Annotated in this window: 18 protein-coding genes; 8 read left to right on the top strand and 10 right to left on the bottom strand. The window is 70.4% G+C overall.

Translation table 11 applies throughout. The features are described 5' to 3' along the window. Window positions 1-9: 9 nt before the first annotated feature. The 5 genes from DFJ67_RS15850 to DFJ67_RS15830 all read left to right on the top strand — a co-directional run bounded on the left by DFJ67_RS15850 (window position 10) and on the right by DFJ67_RS15830 (window position 5,983). A complete protein-coding gene (locus DFJ67_RS15850; protein ID WP_239097336.1) occupies window positions 10-942 on the top strand; it encodes an AAA family ATPase in 933 nt (310 codons plus the stop codon). Further along, window positions 939-2,048, top strand: a complete 1,110-nt coding sequence (locus tag DFJ67_RS15845; RefSeq protein ID WP_116068598.1) for a vWA domain-containing protein — start codon at window positions 939-941, stop codon at window positions 2,046-2,048. The genes DFJ67_RS15850 and DFJ67_RS15845 overlap by 4 nt, the downstream gene beginning before the upstream one ends. A 104-nt stretch (window positions 2,049-2,152) precedes the next feature. Beyond that, window positions 2,153-2,755 (top strand): (2Fe-2S)-binding protein, encoded by a 603-nt coding sequence (locus DFJ67_RS15840; protein WP_116068597.1) that lies wholly within the window; start codon window positions 2,153-2,155, stop codon window positions 2,753-2,755. Window positions 2,756-2,765: 10 nt separating this feature from the next. Then, window positions 2,766-5,141, top strand: coding sequence for a xanthine dehydrogenase family protein molybdopterin-binding subunit (locus DFJ67_RS15835; RefSeq protein WP_116068596.1), 2,376 nt, complete (start codon window positions 2,766-2,768; stop codon window positions 5,139-5,141). Continuing rightward, window positions 5,138-5,983 carry an FAD binding domain-containing protein gene (locus DFJ67_RS15830; RefSeq protein ID WP_116068595.1) on the top strand — a complete coding sequence of 282 codons (846 nt, stop codon included), beginning with the start codon at window positions 5,138-5,140 and terminating at the stop codon, window positions 5,981-5,983. Before DFJ67_RS15835 ends, DFJ67_RS15830 begins: the two co-directional genes overlap by 4 nt. Before the next feature lie 33 nt (window positions 5,984-6,016). Here DFJ67_RS15830 and DFJ67_RS15825 read toward each other — a convergent pair whose 3' ends face one another. Genes DFJ67_RS15825 through DFJ67_RS15815 form a run of 3 tightly spaced genes read right to left on the bottom strand, consistent with a single transcriptional unit; the run spans window position 6,017 to window position 7,768 of the window. Then, entirely contained in the window at window positions 6,017-6,433 is a 417-nt protein-coding gene (locus DFJ67_RS15825) for a VOC family protein (RefSeq protein WP_116068594.1), read from the bottom strand. Between the two features lie 10 nt (window positions 6,434-6,443). Further along, entirely contained in the window at window positions 6,444-6,869 is a 426-nt protein-coding gene (locus DFJ67_RS15820; RefSeq protein WP_116068593.1) for a helix-turn-helix domain-containing protein, read from the bottom strand. After that, window positions 6,866-7,768 carry a hydroxymethylglutaryl-CoA lyase gene (locus DFJ67_RS15815; RefSeq protein WP_203783874.1) on the bottom strand — a complete coding sequence of 301 codons (903 nt, stop codon included), beginning with the start codon at window positions 7,766-7,768 and terminating at the stop codon, window positions 6,866-6,868. The genes DFJ67_RS15820 and DFJ67_RS15815 overlap by 4 nt, the downstream gene beginning before the upstream one ends. Window positions 7,769-7,926: 158 nt before the next feature. Between DFJ67_RS15815 and DFJ67_RS15810 the strand changes: the two genes are divergently transcribed. Next, window positions 7,927-8,211, top strand: coding sequence for an adhesin (locus tag DFJ67_RS15810; RefSeq protein ID WP_116068591.1), 285 nt, complete (start codon window positions 7,927-7,929; stop codon window positions 8,209-8,211). Here DFJ67_RS15810 and DFJ67_RS15805 read toward each other — a convergent pair. Together DFJ67_RS15805 and DFJ67_RS15800 are read right to left on the bottom strand one after the other, a co-directional pair. After that, window positions 8,204-8,989: a pentapeptide repeat-containing protein gene (locus DFJ67_RS15805; protein ID WP_116068590.1), complete on the bottom strand. Its 786-nt coding sequence runs from the start codon at window positions 8,987-8,989 to the stop codon at window positions 8,204-8,206. The two genes, DFJ67_RS15810 and DFJ67_RS15805, sit on opposite strands and share 8 nt — an antisense overlap. A gap of 5 nt (window positions 8,990-8,994) precedes the next feature. Then, window positions 8,995-9,351, bottom strand: a complete 357-nt coding sequence (locus DFJ67_RS15800; RefSeq protein WP_116068589.1) for a winged helix-turn-helix transcriptional regulator — start codon at window positions 9,349-9,351, stop codon at window positions 8,995-8,997. 78 nt (window positions 9,352-9,429) lie between these two features. On the opposite strand from DFJ67_RS15800, the gene DFJ67_RS15795 reads away from it, so the two are divergent. Next, entirely contained in the window at window positions 9,430-9,972 is a 543-nt protein-coding gene (locus DFJ67_RS15795; RefSeq protein WP_116068588.1) for a TetR/AcrR family transcriptional regulator, read from the top strand. Here the strand turns inward: DFJ67_RS15795 and DFJ67_RS15790 are convergent. After that, on the bottom strand, window positions 9,969-10,583 hold the full coding sequence (locus DFJ67_RS15790) for a DedA family protein (protein WP_116068587.1): 615 nt from the start codon (window positions 10,581-10,583) through the stop codon (window positions 9,969-9,971). The two genes, DFJ67_RS15795 and DFJ67_RS15790, sit on opposite strands and share 4 nt — an antisense overlap. Window positions 10,584-10,645: 62 nt before the next feature. On the opposite strand from DFJ67_RS15790, the gene DFJ67_RS15785 reads away from it, so the two are divergent. Then, on the top strand, window positions 10,646-10,993 hold the full coding sequence (locus DFJ67_RS15785) for a UBP-type zinc finger domain-containing protein (protein ID WP_116068586.1): 348 nt from the start codon (window positions 10,646-10,648) through the stop codon (window positions 10,991-10,993). On the opposite strand, the gene DFJ67_RS15780 is transcribed toward DFJ67_RS15785, so the two are convergent. The 4 genes from DFJ67_RS15780 to DFJ67_RS15765 all read right to left on the bottom strand — a co-directional run bounded on the left by DFJ67_RS15780 (window position 10,990) and on the right by DFJ67_RS15765 (window position 16,095). Next, window positions 10,990-12,864: a transketolase gene (locus tag DFJ67_RS15780; RefSeq protein ID WP_239097335.1), complete on the bottom strand. Its 1,875-nt coding sequence runs from the start codon at window positions 12,862-12,864 to the stop codon at window positions 10,990-10,992. The two genes, DFJ67_RS15785 and DFJ67_RS15780, sit on opposite strands and share 4 nt — an antisense overlap. A gap of 69 nt (window positions 12,865-12,933) precedes the next feature. Then, a complete protein-coding gene (locus tag DFJ67_RS15775) occupies window positions 12,934-13,833 on the bottom strand; it encodes a carbohydrate ABC transporter permease (RefSeq protein ID WP_116068585.1) in 900 nt (299 codons plus the stop codon). A 1-nt stretch (window position 13,834) separates the two neighbouring features. Next, the gene (locus tag DFJ67_RS15770; RefSeq protein ID WP_239097334.1) at window positions 13,835-14,680 is read right to left on the bottom strand and encodes a carbohydrate ABC transporter permease; all 846 of its coding nucleotides are present in this window, start codon (window positions 14,678-14,680) and stop codon (window positions 13,835-13,837) included. Between the two features lie 77 nt (window positions 14,681-14,757). Next, a complete protein-coding gene (locus tag DFJ67_RS15765) occupies window positions 14,758-16,095 on the bottom strand; it encodes an extracellular solute-binding protein (protein WP_239097333.1) in 1,338 nt (445 codons plus the stop codon). Between the last annotated feature and the right edge of the window lie 247 nt (window positions 16,096-16,342).

The raw sequence follows: 16,342 nt of genomic DNA, 5'->3' as shown, positions 1-16,342 counted from the left end.
GTTGGCCACGTGACGACCCCGCTGCCCGACGGGCCCGGCGCGCTGGCATCGCCGGCGGCGCTGGCCGAAGCCCTGGCCACGACCGGCTACCTCGCCGACGAGGGCCTGGCCACCGCCGGCTTCCTCGCGCTCAAGCTCGGCCGGCCGCTGTTCCTCGAGGGCGAGGCCGGCGTCGGCAAGACCGCGTTCGCGCAGGCGCTGGCGGCCGCGACCGGCGCCACGTTCGTCCGGCTCCAGTGCTACGAGGGGCTCGACGCGGCGCAGGCGCTCTACGACTGGGACTTCCCCCGGCAGATCCTGCACCTGCGCGCGGCCGAGGCGGCCGCGACCGCCGCGGCCACCGCCACCGGCACGCCGCCGGACGCCGCCGCGATCGAGGCCGGGCTCTACGACCGCCGCTTCCTGATCGCCCGCCCGCTGCTACAGGCGTTGGAGACCAGCCCGTGCGTGTTGCTGGTCGACGAGGTCGACCGGGCCGACGACGAGTTCGAGGCGTTCCTGCTGGAGGTGCTCGCGGAAGCGGCGATCACCGTGCCGGAGCTGGGCCGGATCGCCGCCGAGACGCCACCGCTGACGGTGCTGACCAGCAACCGCACCCGCGAGGTGCACGACGCGCTCAAGCGCCGCTGCCTCTACCACTGGGTGGAGCACCCGGGGTTCGACCGCGAGGTGGCCATCCTGCGCGAGCGGCTCCCGGCCGTCACGGAGCGGTTGGCGGCCCAGGTCGCGGCCGCGGCCGGGCGGATGCGCGAGCTCGATCTGATCAAACCGCCCGGTGTCGCCGAGTCGATCGACTGGGCCGGCGCGCTGGTCGCGCTGGGCGCGCAGACCCTCGACCCCGACCTGGCCGCCGCCACCCTGGGCGCGGTTCTGAAATATCGCGAAGACCTCACCCGGGTCCAGGCCACCGGCCTCGACGCCCTGGTCGCCGCCCGGCCATGAGCGCCGACGTCAGCGCGCTGCTCGTCGGGTTCGCCCGCACGCTGCGGCACGCCGGCGTCGCCGCCGGCCCCGACCGGGTGCAGACGATGCTGCGCGCCGTCGACGCGTTGGGCGACATCACGCCGGGCCGGCTCTACTGGGCCGGCCGGCAGACGCTCTGTGCCGAGCCCGACGACCTGGCGATCTACGACGCCGCCTTCGCCGCCTACTTCGGCGGTCACCGGCCGGCCGGCGACCGGTTCGGCCCCGCCGCGCCGGCGCCGCCCAGCATCGCGGCGCCCTACACGTCTGGCCCGCCCGGCGAGGCGAGCGACACCGACGAGGAGCCGCTGCTTCTCGGTCTCTCGGCCAGCACCGTCGAGATCCTCCGCCAGCGCGACTTCGCCCTACTCACCCCGCGCGAGCGCGACGAGGTGCGGCGGCTGCTCGCGTTGCTCGGCCCGGAGCCGGCGACCCGGCGCAGCCGGCGGCGCCGGCCGGCCCGTGGCGGCGAGGTCGACCCGGCGCGCACGCTGCGGGCCGCGCTCCGGCACGCCGGCGAGCCGACCAGGCTGGCCCGCCGGCGGCGCGACGAGCGCCCTCGCCGGCTGGTGCTGCTGGTCGACGTGTCCGGCTCGATGAGCCCCTACGCCGACGCGTTGCTGCGGTTCGCGCACGCGGCCGTCCGCCGCCGCCCCACCCGCACCGAAGTATTCACGCTGGGCACCCGACTGACCCGGATCACCCGCGCGCTGCGCCACCGCGACCCCGACGCCGCGCTGCACGCCGCCTCGGTGGCGATCCCGGACTGGCACGGCGGCACCCGGCTGGCCGACGCGCTGAAGGCGTTCCTCGACCGCTGGGGCCAGCGCGGCACGGCCCGGGGCTCGATCGTCGTCGTGTTCAGCGACGGCTGGGAGCGGGGCTCCCCCGACGCCCTGGCCGCGCAGACGCATCGGCTGTCGCGCCTCGCGTACCGCCTGATCTGGGTCAATCCGCACCGCGGCAAGGCCGGTTTCGCACCGTTGGCCGGCGGGATGGCGGCCGCATTGCCGCATCTCGACGATTTCGTCGCCGGGCACACAGTGGATGCCCTCGACGAACTGGTCCGCGTGATCGCGAAATAAGTGATCCCTTTCACAAAAAACCTTGCCTCGCCGCGCGGGAAGGGTTTGGCTGAGATCAGCGCGCCACCCCCGCGCGCCCGTCCCTGAGCAAGCCAGGAGGCCTGATGACTCGGGTATCCATCAAGGTCGACGGAGTCGACTACGAGGACGACGTCGAACCGCGCACCCTGCTCGTCCATCACCTACGCGAACAACTCGGCAAGGTTGGCACTGTGGTCGGCTGCGACACCAGCAACTGTGGTGCATGCACCGTGCTGATGAGCGATGCCGACGGCCACCAGCGAAGTGTCAAGAGCTGCTCCGTGCTGGCCGTGCAGGCCAACGATCGCGAGATCATCACGATCGAGGGGCTGTCCGGTCCCGACCGCACGCTGCACCCGGTGCAGCGGGCCTTCCACCAGGCACACGGCCTGCAATGCGGCTTCTGCACCCCCGGCATGATCATGGCCGCCGTCGACCTGCTCGAAGAGAATGCCGACCCGTCCGAAGAGGAGATCCGCGAAGGGCTGGAGGGCAACCTCTGCCGGTGCACCGGCTATCAGAACATCGTGCGTGCGGTGCGCGAGGCGAGCGCGGAGATCCGCGCCGGCCACGGCACCGCCGAACCGGCGCCGCCGACCCCGCGCGCCGGCGAAGGCGAGACGCCCGACTCGGGCCTGCGGCGCGAAGACGTGCCCGACGAGACCATCCCGCAGCCGGTGCCGTGAGGGAGAACCGATGACCATCACCGAAGGCCCCGCGCTAGAGGTCGGCAGCGCGCGACGACGCAAGGAAGACGCCCGGCTGATCACCGGCCGCACCACCTGGACCGAAAACGTCACCCTGCCCGGGATGCTGCACCTGGCGATCCTGCGCAGCCCGATGGCACACGCCCGGATCACCGCCATCGACGTGGCGCCGGCCCTCGCGGTCAAGGGCGTGGTCGACGTCTTCTCCGGCCGCGACGTCGCCGACGTGCAGGGCTCGCTGCCGTGCGCGTGGCCGGTCACCGAAGACATGGTGCGCCCCGACCGGCCGCCGATCGCGGTCGACGAGGTGCGCTTCATGGGCGAGGCGGTCGCCGTCGTCGCCGCGCGGTCGCGGGCGGCGGCACTCGACGCGATCGCGGCCATCGAGGTCGACTACGAGTCGCTGCCGACCGTGCTCGACCTGGAAGCGGCGATCGCCGACGACGCCGACCTGGTGCACGCCGACAAGGGCACCAACAAGGGCTACACCTGGGTGTTCGACTCGGCCGCGGCCGGCACCGGCGGCGACGCGGCCGCGGCGATCGACGGCGCCGAGTTGGTCATCCGCCGCCGCTACGTGCAGCAGCGGCTGATCCCAGCCTTCATGGAGCCACGCAGCGTGGTGGTCGACCCGACCGGCGACGTCTACTCGATCTGGTCGGCGACGCAGATCCCGCACATCCTGCGCTTCCTGCTCTCCGTCGTGACCGGCACGCCCGAGCACAAGGTACGGGTGATCGCGCCCGACGTCGGCGGCGGCTTCGGCGGCAAGTTGCAGGTGACGCCGGAGGAGCTGATCACGTTCATCGCGGCCCGGCGGCTCGGCAAGCCGGTGAAGTTCACCGAGTCGCGCTCCGAGAGCCTGGTCTCGGCACACCACGGCCGCGACATGATCCAAGACGTGGAGCTGGCCGCCCGGCGCGACGGCACCGTCGTCGGCCTGCGGGTCAAGCTGCTGGCCAACATGGGCGCCTACATGGGCCTGGTCGGCCCGGGCGTGCCGATCCTCGGCGCGTTCATGTACAACGCGATCTACAAGTTCCCCGCCTACCGCTTCGAGTGCGTCGGGGTCTTCACCAACACCGTGATCACCGACGCCTACCGGGGCGCCGGCCGGCCCGAGGCGACCTACGCGATCGAGCGGATCATGGACGAGCTGGCCGACGAGCTCGGGCTCGACCCGCTCGAGGTGCGCCGCCGCAACTGGATCAACGCCGACGAGTTCCCGTTCACCACGGTCTGCGGCCTGCAATACGACTCCGGCGACTACGCCAAGGCCACCGACCGGGCGATGGAGCTGTTCGGCTACGACGAGCTGCGCCAGGAGCAGCAGGCCCGCCGGGACACCGGCGACAGCGTGCAGCTCGGCATCGGCGTCTCGACCTACACCGAGATGTGCGGCCTGGCGCCGTCGCGGGTGCTCGGATCGCTGCGTTACGGCGCCGGCGGCTGGGAGACGGCGAGCATCCGGGTGCTGCCCACCGGCCGCGTCGAGGTGGTCACCGGCACGTCGCCACACGGCCAGGGCCACGAGACGGCGTGGAGCCAGATCGTGGCCGACCAGCTCGGCGTCGCGTTCGACGACGTCGAGGTGCTGCACGGTGACACCCGCACCTCCTACAAGGGGCTCGACACCTACGGCTCGCGCTCGCTCGCGGTCGGCGGCATCGCGCTCTACAACGCCTGCCAGAAGGTGATCGAGAAGGCGAAGCCGGTGGCCGCGCACATGCTCGAGTGCGACCCGGCCGACATCGAGTTCACCGGCGGCCAGTTCCGGGTGCGCGGCAATCCCGACGGCGGCCGTACCCTCGCCGACTGTTCGCTGGCCGTGTTCGCGGCGCACGACCTGCCCGACGGTATCGAGCCGACGCTCGACGCCGACGCGGTCTACGACCCGGTCAACTTCTCCTTCCCGCACGGCACCCACCTGTGCGCGACGGAGGTCGACACGGAGACGGGCCGGGTGACGATCCGCAAATACGTGGCCGTCGACGACGTCGGCCGGGTGATCAACCCGCTGATCGTCGAGGGCCAGGTGCACGGCGGTGTCGCACAGGGCATCGCGCAGGCGCTGTTCGAGGAGGCCGTCTACGACTCCGACGGCAACCTGATGACCGGCACGTTCGTCGACTACACGCTGCCAACGGCGGCCGACCTTCCGTCGATCGTCACCGACCGCACCGAGAGCCCGGCGCCCGACCATCCATTGGGGACGAAGGGGGTCGGCGAGGCCGGCACCATCGCCTCGACGCCCGCCGTCGTCAACGCGATCGTCGACGCGCTGCGCCCGCTGGGTGTCCACGACATCGCGATGCCGTGCACGCCGGAGCGGGTCTGGCGGGCGGTCCAGGGAGGTGCGGCATGATCCCACCGTCGTTCGACTACGCGGCGCCGACGACCGTCGACGAGGCGGTGTCGACGCTGCGCGATGCCGGTGAAGACGCCAAGGTGATCGCCGGCGGGCAGAGCCTGATCCCGTTGCTGCGGATGCGGTTCGCCGCGCCGAGCACCCTGGTCGACCTCGGCGGCATCGACGAGCTGCGCGAGGTCCGCGACGACGGCGACGCGCTGGTCATCGGCTCGATGGTGACCCACGCCACGGTGTTGCGCGATCCGCTGGTCAACGAGCACACACCGCTGCTCGCGCAGGCCACCGCGACGGTGGCCGACCGGCAGGTGCGGCACCGCGGCACGTTCGCCGGCTCGCTGGCGCACGCCGACCCGGCGGGCGACCTGCCGGCCGTGGCGCTGGTGCTCGGCGCCGAGTTGGAGATCGCCGGGCCGGGTGGCCGGCGGACCGTCCCGGCCGGCGAGTTCTTCGTCGACTACCTGGAGAGCGTGCTGGCGCCCGACGAGGTGCTGGTCGCGGTGCGGGTGCCCAAGCAGGGCGCCTGGTCGGGCGCCTACGAGAAGTTCAACCGGGTCGCACAGGGCTGGGCCCTGGTCGGCGTGGCCGCCATGGTCAAGCGCGACAACGGCACCATCACCGAGGCCCGGGTCGCGCTCACCAACATGGGTTCGACGCCGTTGCGGGCGACCGCCACGGAGTCGGCGCTGGCCGGCGCCGACAGCGGCGAAGCGATCGGCGCCGCGGCCGCACACGCGGCCGAGGGCACCAGGCCGGGCGACGACCTGTCGGCCAGCGCCGACTATCGCCGCCACCTCGCGACGGTGCTCACCAAGCGCGCGGTCGCCAGCCTGGTCTGACGGTTGATGAGGGGTCCCGGAACGCGGGGCCCCTCATGACCGGCGCCCGCTGAACCGGACCATGTTGCCCGACGGGTCGCGGAACGCGCAGTCACGCACCCCGTAGGGCTGGTCGATCGGCTCCTGCAACACCTCCGCACCCGCCTCCCGGACCTTCTCGAAGGTGGCGTCGCAGTCGTCGGTCTCGAAGATCAGCGCGGCCAGGGCGCCCTTGGCCACCAGCGCGCGCAGCGGCTCCTGGTCGGCGGGTGCCTTGCTGGCGAGCGGGTCGAGCCCGATCTCGATGCCCGGCTGGCCCGGCACCCCGAGGGTGATCCACCGCCAGGGCATCCCCCAGTCGTCCATGGCCACGTCGGTGAGCACCTCGAGACCCAGCACGTCGCGGTAGAACGCGAGCGCCTTGTCCTGGTCGTCGACGGTGATGAAGGTGTGCGAAAGCGTCAGGTTCATGCCTTCGACGCTAGGCCCGCGCGACCGCGCGGCGCTTCTCCAGACCTGCTTTTGTCGGGCGGCTCAGCCGCTGCGCGACGCACGCCGGCACGGCCGCCAGCCGCGAATGGTCGCGGGCCCGGTATGCCGACGGGCTCTCCCCGACCAACTCGGTGAACCGGCTGCTGAACGAGCCCAGCGAGGTCGCGCCCACCGCCAGGCAGACTTCGGTGACCGACAGGTCGCCGCGGCGCAGCAGCGCCTGGGCCCGCTCGATCCGCCGGGTCATCAGATATTGGTAGGGCGTCTCGCCGAACGCGGCGCGGAACTGCCGGGCGAAGTGCGACGGCGACATCAGCGCCGCGCGGGCCAGCGCGGGCACGTCGAGCGGGCGCGGGTATTCGCGGTCGATCAGGTCGCGGGCGCGGCGCAACCGGACCAGATCTTCGACCTTCATGACACCAATCGGGTACGCGGCCCCGCGCGCAACACGCCCGACGGCAACTCTCGGCCGACGATCCGCTGCGCCAGCGCCGCCGCCTCGATCAGCGCGTCGAGGTCGATGCCGGTGTCGATGCCCATGTCTTCGAGCATGTGCACCACCTCTTCGGTGGCCACGTTGCCGGTCGCGCCCGGCGCGTAGGGGCAGCCGCCGAGGCCGCCAACGCTCGCGTCGAACTCGGTGATGCCCAGGTCCATCGCGGTCAGGATGTTGGCCAGCGCCGTGCCCCTGGTGTTGTGGAAATGCAGCAGCACCGGGATGTCGGGCTGGCGGTCGCGCACGGCGGTGACCACGTCGGCGACCCGGCGTGGGGTCGCCATGCCGGTGGTGTCACCGAACGCGATCCGGTCGGCGCCGTCGGCGACCACCCGGTCGACGATGTCGGCGACCCGCTTGGGGTCGATGTCGCCCTCGAACGGGCAGCCGAAGCTGGTCGCCACGATCACCTCGGCACTGGCGCCCGCGCCGTGCAACTCGTCGATCAGCGCCGCGATGTCGTCGAGCGACTCGGCGGTGGATCGGTTGACGTTGCGCTTGTTGTGCGTGTCGCTGGCCGAGACGACCACCTCGACCTCGGTGAACCCGGCCGCCAGGGCGCGCTGCGCGCCGCGCGAGTTGGGCACCAGAGCCGAATAGCGCACCGCTGGTGACTTGCGCACCTTCGCCCACACCTCGTCGGCGTCGGCCATCTGCGGAATCGCCTTCGGGTGGACGAACGACACGGCTTCGATCCGGCGGACGCCCGTTTCAGACAGTTTGTCCAGCAGCTCTACCTTGGCCGCGGCGGGCACCGGATCCTCGTTCTGCAGCCCATCCCGGGGTGCGACCTCGCGGATGGATACAGAGCCGGGCAACGGGTTCATGAAGCCAGGATAAGTCGCGTTCCGGTTGCGGGATCCGGCGCCGGAGGGTTACGTGGGTCTTGGACGGCCGCAGAACCGCTCGCCGTAGGGACGGCCCTGTCAGTTGCGGTCTCAACCAATCCCCTGCCGCTCAACTGGAGGGTTTCACCATGCTCGCAGTGACTGACAACGCCGTCGCGGTGATCCGTGACCTCACCGGCCAGCAGAACCTGCCGGATGGCGCCGGCGTGCGCATCGCTTCCGACCCGACCCAGGGCGCGCTCACGATGAGCCTCGCGACCTCGCCCCAGGAAGGCGACCAGATCGTCGACACCGACGGCGCCAAGCTGTTCCTCGACGGCGAAGCCGCCCGGGTGCTCGACGACAAGTCCCTGGACGCGGCCGTCGACGCCAATGGCGCCGTGCAGTTCGAGGTCGCCGAACAGCTCAGTTAGCCCAGTGAGCCGGGTGGTGCAGGCCGCTCGGCAGGGCCGTGGTGTGGCCGCCGCGCGCGGAGTCGACCTGCGGCTGGGTGAGGAACAACGCCGTCCGCAGGCGCGCGCCGCGCAGGTCGGCGTCGCGTAGGTCGGCCCCGATCAGGTCGGCCCAGCCCAGGTCGGCGTCGCGCAGGTCGGCACCGATCAGATAGGCACCTCGCAGGTTGGCCGCCCGCAGATCGGTGCGGCGCAGGTCTTTGCCGACGAGGTCGGCGCCGCGGCGTTCCCGGCGCGGGCCCGGTGCGGTCGCCCGCACGGCGGCACTGGCCCGCATCAGCAGGTCGTTGACGGCGGCCCAGCGCGGCGCCACGTCGAGGGCGATCAGGTCCGCCGGCGTAACCCCGGTGAGTTCATGGGTTTGCGCCCGAGCCGTCTCCAGCGCGGCGCGCTGTGCCGACGGCAGCTTCAGTTCCAGTGCCGCGGTCAGGTAGAAGAGCAACTCGTGCAGTTCCCGCATGACCGGGAAGGCGCTGAGCATCTCGGGCCGGCAGCGCCAGTCGGCGCCCCCGAAGGTCTCCTGGGTCAGATGCTGGCCGGCGCCGAAACAGTCGTAGACCGTGCAGCCCCGAAAGCCCTTCTGCCGCAGGTCGCGGTGGATCCCGCAGCGGAAGTCGCCGCCCAGGTTGGGGCAGGGCTGCCGGGCCGGCTTGTCGATCGCGAAGTCGACGGATTTCGCGAACGCCGGGACCACGCAGCACAACCCCGCGCACCGCGCGCAGTCGGCGGTCAGTTCCATGTCACTCACTCCGCGGCGGCCGTGGCCCGTCGGTCGTAGGCGGCCCGGGCGGCGGCGATCTCGGCCCGGTGCCGCTCGGCCCAGGTGGTCAGCGTGACCAGCGCGTCGTAGATCTCCCGGGCCAGGTCGGTGGCGACGTATTCGACCTTCGGCGGGACGGTTGGGTAGACGGTGCGGTGCAGCAGGCCGTCGCGTTCGAGGTTGCGCAGCGTGAGCGCGAGCATCCGCCGGCTGATCCCGTCGATCGACCGCTCCAACTCGGTGAACCGCGCCGGACCACGGGCCGCGGCGACGATGATGGCGATGCTCCACTTGCCGCCGACCCGGTCGAGCACCTCGCGGGCGGTGCACTCGTCGGTCATCTGTCCATGGTCACAGATCGGGCTGGCCGGTTACAACTCGTGCACCAAGCGGGTTTTGCACACTTGTACAATCGCCGCATGGGAAACCGGGAGAGTCTGATCGCCGGGGCCAAGCAGTGCCTGCACGACATCGGCTACACCCGCACCACGGCCCGCGATATCGCGAGCGCGGCCGGGGTCAGCCTGGCCGCGATCGGCTACCACTTCGGCTCCACCCGGGAGCTGCTCAACCAGGCGCTGATGGAGGCCCTGGCCGAGTGGGGCGCGGAGCTGGCGACCGAGCTGTCCGGCACCGACGGCTCGTTCGAGGCGGTCTGGGCAGCGGTGATCGACTCGGTGCGCACCCAGCGCCCGCTCTGGACCACCCAGTTCGAGCTGGCCGGCCAGGTCGACCGGCTCCCCGAGGTGCACGAGTTCCTGGTCGCCGGCCAGCGCCAGGGCCGCACCGAGCTGGCCGGCCTGTTCGGTGCCGGCGGTGACGGCGAGGAGGCCCGGCTGCTCGGCGGCCTGGCGCAGGCCCTCCTGGCCGGCATGGCCATCCAGTGGCTGATCGACCCCGAGGGCGCGCTGACCCCGGCCGACCTGTCCGCGGCGCTCCGGCTGGCAGCCGCCAGGGTCTAGTGGCTGCGCCGCTCGCGGACCCGGCGGTAGATGACCCAGGCCAGCAGCCCGGCCACCACGACCGCGCCGATCGCGATCGCCGCCCACTTGCCGAGGGCGCCTTCGATCATGGTGTAGGAGTTGCCGGCGAGATAACCCAGCAGCACCGAGCCGACGCCCCAGACCACGCCGCCAGCGGCGTTGTAGGCGAGGAACTTGCGGTAGTGCATGTGGGCCACCCCGGCCCCGAACGGGACGAACGCCCGCAGGAACGCGATGAACCGCCCGAGGAAGACCGCCGGCCCGCCGCGTCTGGCTATGAACGCGCGGGCCGACTCGACCTGTTTCTGGCGCTTCCGGAGCACCTTGACCCGCAGCACCCGGTGGCCCCAGCGGGAGCCGATCTCGTAGCCCACCGTGTCACCGAGGATCGCCGCGGCGACCACGATGACGCTCATCCAGAGCACGCTGACGTGGCCGAGGCTGGCGGCGACGCCGCCGAGAATGGCCGCGGTCTCGCCAGGCAGGATGAAGCCGAAGAACAACGCGTCTTCGGCGAAGACGACGAGGCCGACGATCACATAGACCCAGACCGCGCGCTGGTCGACCAGGCTGTCGAGCAGGCTGCTCACTTGGCGATCTTACGCGGGGTAGCCTTCCGGCTACGGGATGACGCAACCCGCGAGGAGGAGTTGTGACCGAACCACTCGTGCGACCCGAGGTGCCCCCGTCCGGCACCGGATGCGCGGAATGCCTCGACAGCGGCGGTTGGTGGCTGCACCTGCGGCGCTGTGCCACGTGCGGCCACATCGGCTGCTGTGACACGTCACCCGCGCAGCACGCCACCCAGCACGCGACCACGACCGATCACAAAATCGTGCGTTCGTTCGAGCCCGGCGAGGACTGGTACTACGACTACCGGACCGGCGAGTTTCTCGAGGGTCCGCCGCTCGCCCCGCCGGAGAGCCACCCGCTCGACCAGAGTGTGCCCGGCCCGGCCGAGCGGGTGCCGCCGGACTGGCAGCGCTACCTGCACACCTAGCTCGTCAACGCGCGGGCGCTGGCCGCGATGTGGTCGGCGTCGATGCCTTGGGCCGCGAGTTGCTCGGCCGTGCTGCCGGAGCCGGGCAGCTCACGCACCGCGAGGTGGCTCATGCGCAGCGCCGGTGAGCCGGCGGCGAGCAGCGCGTCGGCCACGGCCGAGCCGAGCCCGCCCTCCGGGTGATGGTCCTCGGCGACGACGATCCGACCCTCGGTGGCGGCCACCGCGTCGCTGAGCGTCGCGGTGTCGATCGGCTTGACCGAGTAGAGGTCGATCACCCGGGCCTGGATGCCGTCGGCGGCCAGCGCGTTGGCGGCCGCGAGGCACTGATGCAGGGTGACGCCGGCGCCGATCAGCGTCACCGCGTCAGACGGCCCGGAGCGCAGCACCTTCGAGCCGCCGATCGGGAACGACTCGCCCGCCTCGTAGAGCACCGGGTAGGCGCCGCGGGTGGTGCGCAGGTAGCTGACCCCAGGTAGGTCCACCATGGACCGCACCAGTGCCGTGGCGCAGACCGCGTCGCTCGGGTAGAGCACGGTCGAGCCCTGCACGGCGCGCAGCATGGCCAGGTCTTCCAGCGCCATCTGCGACGGCCCGTCGGCGCCGATCTCGACGCCGGCGTGCGAGCCCACCAGCCGGATGTCGGCACGGGAGATCGACGCCATCCGGATGAAGTCGTACGCCCGGGACAGGAATGCGGCGAACGTCGACGCGAACGGGATGTAGCGCCGTACGCTCAGCCCGACGGCGGCGGCGACCATCTGCTGTTCGGCGATATACATCTCGAAGTAGCGGTCGCCGAACGCCTTCGCGAACTCCTCCGAGAAGGTCGAGTTGCCGACCTCGCCGTCGAGCGCCACGATCCGCGGGTTGCTGCCGCCGACCGCGGTGAGCGCGTCGCCGTAGGCCTTGCGGGTGGCCACCTTGTCGCCGACCGCGTAGGTAGGCAACTCGGGCGGTCCACCGAGCGGGGCCCCGCGGTTGGCCGGCGGCTCGGTCACCGGACGCGGGCCGCGCACCGTCAGGCTGCTTTCCCCGCCGAGCTCGCGGATCGCCCGGTCGGCCATCTCCTTCGGCAGCGGCTTGCCGTGCCAGCCCTCGAGGTTTTCCACCTCACTGAAGCCGCGGCCCTTCAACGTGCGGGCGAGGATCACCGTCGGGCGGTCGTCGGTGCGGTCCGTCGCCGACTGCAGGGCCTGGTCGATCTCGTCCAGGTCGTGCCCGTCGATCATGATGACCCGGGCACCGAACGATTCGGCCCGCCGGGCGTACGCGTCGAGGTCCCATTGCAGTTCGGTCGGTCCGCTCTGGCCGAGCCGGTTGACATCGACGATCGCGATCAGGTTGGACAGGCGGTAGTAGGCGGCCTTGTCGAGCGCCTCCCACATCGAGCCCTCGGCCATCTCGCTGTCGCCGCACAGCACCCAGACCCGGTAAGGCACCTCGTCGAGGTAGCGACCCGCCAGCGCGACGCCGACGCCGTCCGGCAGGCCCTGGCCCAGCGAGCCGGTCGCCACGTCGACCCAGGGCAGCACCGGCGTGGGGTGCCCTTCGAGCCGCTGGCCGAACCGCCGGTAGCCGGTCATCAGCTCCTCGTCGGAGACCACCCCGACCGCCTTGAAGACGGAGTAGAGCAGTGGCGACGCGTGCCCCTTGGAGAAGATCAGGTGATCGTTGGCGTCGTTGGCCGGGTCATCCCAGTCGTATTTAAAGTGCCGGGTGACCAGCACCGCGAGCAGGTCGGCGGCCGACATGCTGGAGGTGGGGTGGCCGGATCCGGCGCTCGTGCTCGCCCGCACCGAGTCGACCCGGAGCTGCCGGGCCACGTCGCGGGCGGTGGACAGGTCGGCGATGGTCGCTGTGCTGGTCACAATATCCCCTTTGCGGCGTATAACCTCCCGTTCTTCGCCGCTTACCCGTCTCGGGGACGGTCAACCTCGTTACTTGCCGAAGCCGGCGGTAAGTCCGCTGAGCAGTTGCCGGCGGCCGACGGCGTAGAGGGCCAGGATCGGCAGGGCGGTCAGCACGACCGAGGCCAGCACGGCCGGCACGTTGATGCTGAACTGGCCCTGGAACGTCCACAGCGCCAGGGGCAACGTGCGCTGGTCGGGGCTCTGGGTCAGGATCAGCGGCAGCAGGAAGCCGTTCCAGATGCTCAGTCCGTTGTAGATGATCACGGTGACCAGCGCCGGGCGCACCAGCGGGAAGGCCAGGTGGCGCAGCGTGCCCCACTCGGTGGCGCCGTCCATCCGCATCGACTCGAACAGCTCGCGCGGCACGTCACGGATGAAGTTGCCGAGCACCAGCACCGACAGCGGGATCGCGAACGCGATCGACGGCAGGATGATCGCCAGCAGGGTGTCGTAGAGCTTGAGCCGGATGATGATCAGGTAGACCGGGATGATCACCGCCTGCAGCGGGATCGCGAGCCCCATCAGGAAGACCGAGTTGACCCAGCGCAGGAACCGGCTGCGGTGGCTGGCCCGAACGATCGCGTACGCCGCCATGAAGGAGATCAGCACCGCCGGCAGCACCGCGCCCGCCGTCACGATCGCGCTGTTGACGAAGTAGCGGACGAAATCGGCCTCGATCACCATCCGGTAGTTGTCGAGCGTCGGGTCGGTCGGCGGCGCGAACGGGTTGGTGATGAAGTAGTTGTCCTGGGTCTTGAGGCTCGTGATCAGAATCCAGTAGAGCGGGATCAGCACGATCAGGAGCCAGATCAGGCCGGCCACCCCGGCCGGCAGGTTGGGCAACTTGCGCCGGCCGCCGAGGGCGGGGCGGTGCGAAGGTCGCCGCTCGGTCGCCCGCTGGGGTGCCGTCGTCAGGGTCGTCGCCACGTCACACGCCTTCCATCTGGCTCTCGGCCGCGTCGCGCCCGCCGAGGCGGCGCAACAGCAGCGCGAGTGCGAGGCCGACCAGCACCAGGATGACCGCGATCGCGCTCGCCGGGCCCATTAGGTTGGCCTGGAAACCTCGCTTGTACATGTCTAGGGCAAGCGCCCGGGTGGCATCGCCCGGGCCACCAGCGGTGAGCACGAAGATCAGGTCGAAGAAGGTCAGCGAGCCGACCACCATCAGCGTCGACGACGTGATGACGGTGTATTTGAGCTGCGGCAACGTGATGCTGAAGAACTGACGCACCCGGCCGGCGCCGTCGATCTCGGACGCCTCGTACATCGCCTTCGGGATCTGCCGCACGCCGCTCTGGTAGATCAGCGAGTGGAACGGGATGAACTGCCAGGAGACCACGAACACCACGACGCCCAGTGCGAGGTTGTCGCGGCCCAGCCAGTCCTGGGTCAGCAGCGGGATCTTCAGCCCCGGCCCCAGACCGAAGTTGGGGTCGAGCAGAGCCTTGTAGGTGATGGCCAGGGCGGCAGAGCTGAGCAGCAGGGGTACGAAGTAGATGACCGCGAGGATCTCGCGGTAGCGCTGGTGCCCGGCGAGGTAGACGCCGATCAACAGGCTGATCGGCGTCTGGAACGCCCACGACAGCGCCATGATCAGGAACGTGATCCAGAGCGCGTGGATCAGGTCGGGGTCGCTGAGCACGGTGCGCCAACTGTCGAACCCGGCCGGATTGATCTTTCCGATGCCGTCCCACTGGGTGAAGCTGAGGACCAGCACACCGATTAGCGGGATGATGCCGAACGCGACGAACATCAGGAAGGCGGGTAACGCCATCCACGTGACGGACCCGCTCCGCCCGCCCGTGGAGGCGTTGCTGGTTGTCCTCCGCGGTGCGGGCGGAGCGAGTGCGGTCATTGCCCGATGACCCCGTTCATGTTGGTTGCCCACTGCTGGGGGGTGACCTTGAGCTGGAAGAGCTGCGCGATGTTGTCGAGCAGCTTCTCCGCCGCGGTCGGGCTCAGCGCCTGGTCCCAGGACTGTGCGAAGACCTTGGCGTTGGCCGACGTGTTGTAGACGAACTTGAGGAAGTCGGCGTCCTTCGAGGCGCCGAAGGCACTCTCGGTGCCCTTGACGATCGGCACGGAACCCGAGTCGACCCACTCCTTGACCTCGGCGTCGGAGAGCACCGCGGTCTTGAAGAAGTTCTTCGCGGTTTCCTTCTGCTCGGCCGTCGCCTTCGAGGAGATGGACAGGTATTGGCCGGGGTTGCCGACCGTGTCGGACACGTCGCCCTTGCCGCCGTCGATCCCCGGGAAGTTCATGTAACCGAGGCTGCCGCTCGACACGAAGTCACCTCCGGCAGTGGCCATGTTGCCGTACGTCCACGTCCCGTGCAGCATCATCGCCGCCTTGCCCGTGTAGAGCAATGCCTGGTCGGCGTTGGAGTCGGCGGTGATCGACGAGAAGCCCTTGATGAAGCCGTCGGCCTTGACCAGGTCTTGCATCTTGGTCAACGCGTCGATCGCGGCGGGGTTGGACCACGCGTCCTTCTGACCGTCGAAGACGGCCTGGAAGACCTCGCTGCCGCCGATGCGGTCGAAGAGGAACTCGAGCCACATCATGTTGGTCCAGCGGGACTGGCCACCCAGCGAGAACGGCGCGATCTTCGCGGCGTTGAACTTGGGCACCAGGTCCATGATGTCCCCCCAGCTCTGCGGGGGCTCAGCCTTGATCTTTTCGAAAGCACGCTTGTTGTAGAACAGGACGATCGGCTGGACCGTCTCGGCCGGCATCGCGTAGATCTTGCCGTCGATGGTGGCCGCGCCGAACGACGACGGGAAGAGCCGGTCCTTGACCGCGGCGTTCTCGCCGAACCACGAGGTCAGGTCTTCGACCTGGCCGGCCTGGGCATACGTGCGCAGCGTGCCGCCACCCCAGCCCCAGATGATCGTCGGAGCCTGGCCGGCGCCGATCGCTGTCTTGATCTTGGTCTTGTAGGCGTCGTTCTGGAATGTCGTCGCAGTGAGCTTGGTGTTGGGGTTTGCCTGGTTGAAGCGGTTGACGCTGTTGGTGCGGATGCCCTCACCGGGCTGACCGGTGAGATACCAGTAGCTGGCGGCGCCGGCGCTGTTGCCGCCGCCGCTGGCCGTGCCGGGACCGGAACTTCCACAGCCGGCGAGCGCGACCCCAGCGGCCGCGCCCATGGACAGACCGAGGAAGTTCCGCCGGGACAAGATGCTGCGCTCCACGCTGACCTCCGTACTCGTGAGCCGCTGAAGGCGCGGCGAATCGATCGTGCGAGGCGCGAGGCATCACCGACCTAGGGAGCGCTCCCACGGCCGAGCACGGGGGTGCTCGGACAGGGAATTTTCGGCCGGCGATCTCGCAAATTAACGTAGAATTTTCAAGTCAACGTAGGATTCCGCCATCGAGGTGTCAAGGGCTTGAAGCCTTCGTTCTGATCGGCGAAAGTAAGGCCAGCGCAAGGCATGTCGC

This window comes from Asanoa ferruginea, from assembly GCF_003387075.1.
Taxonomy (GTDB): domain Bacteria; phylum Actinomycetota; class Actinomycetes; order Mycobacteriales; family Micromonosporaceae; genus Asanoa; species Asanoa ferruginea.
This window is presented reverse-complemented; position numbering and strand designations above follow the sequence as displayed.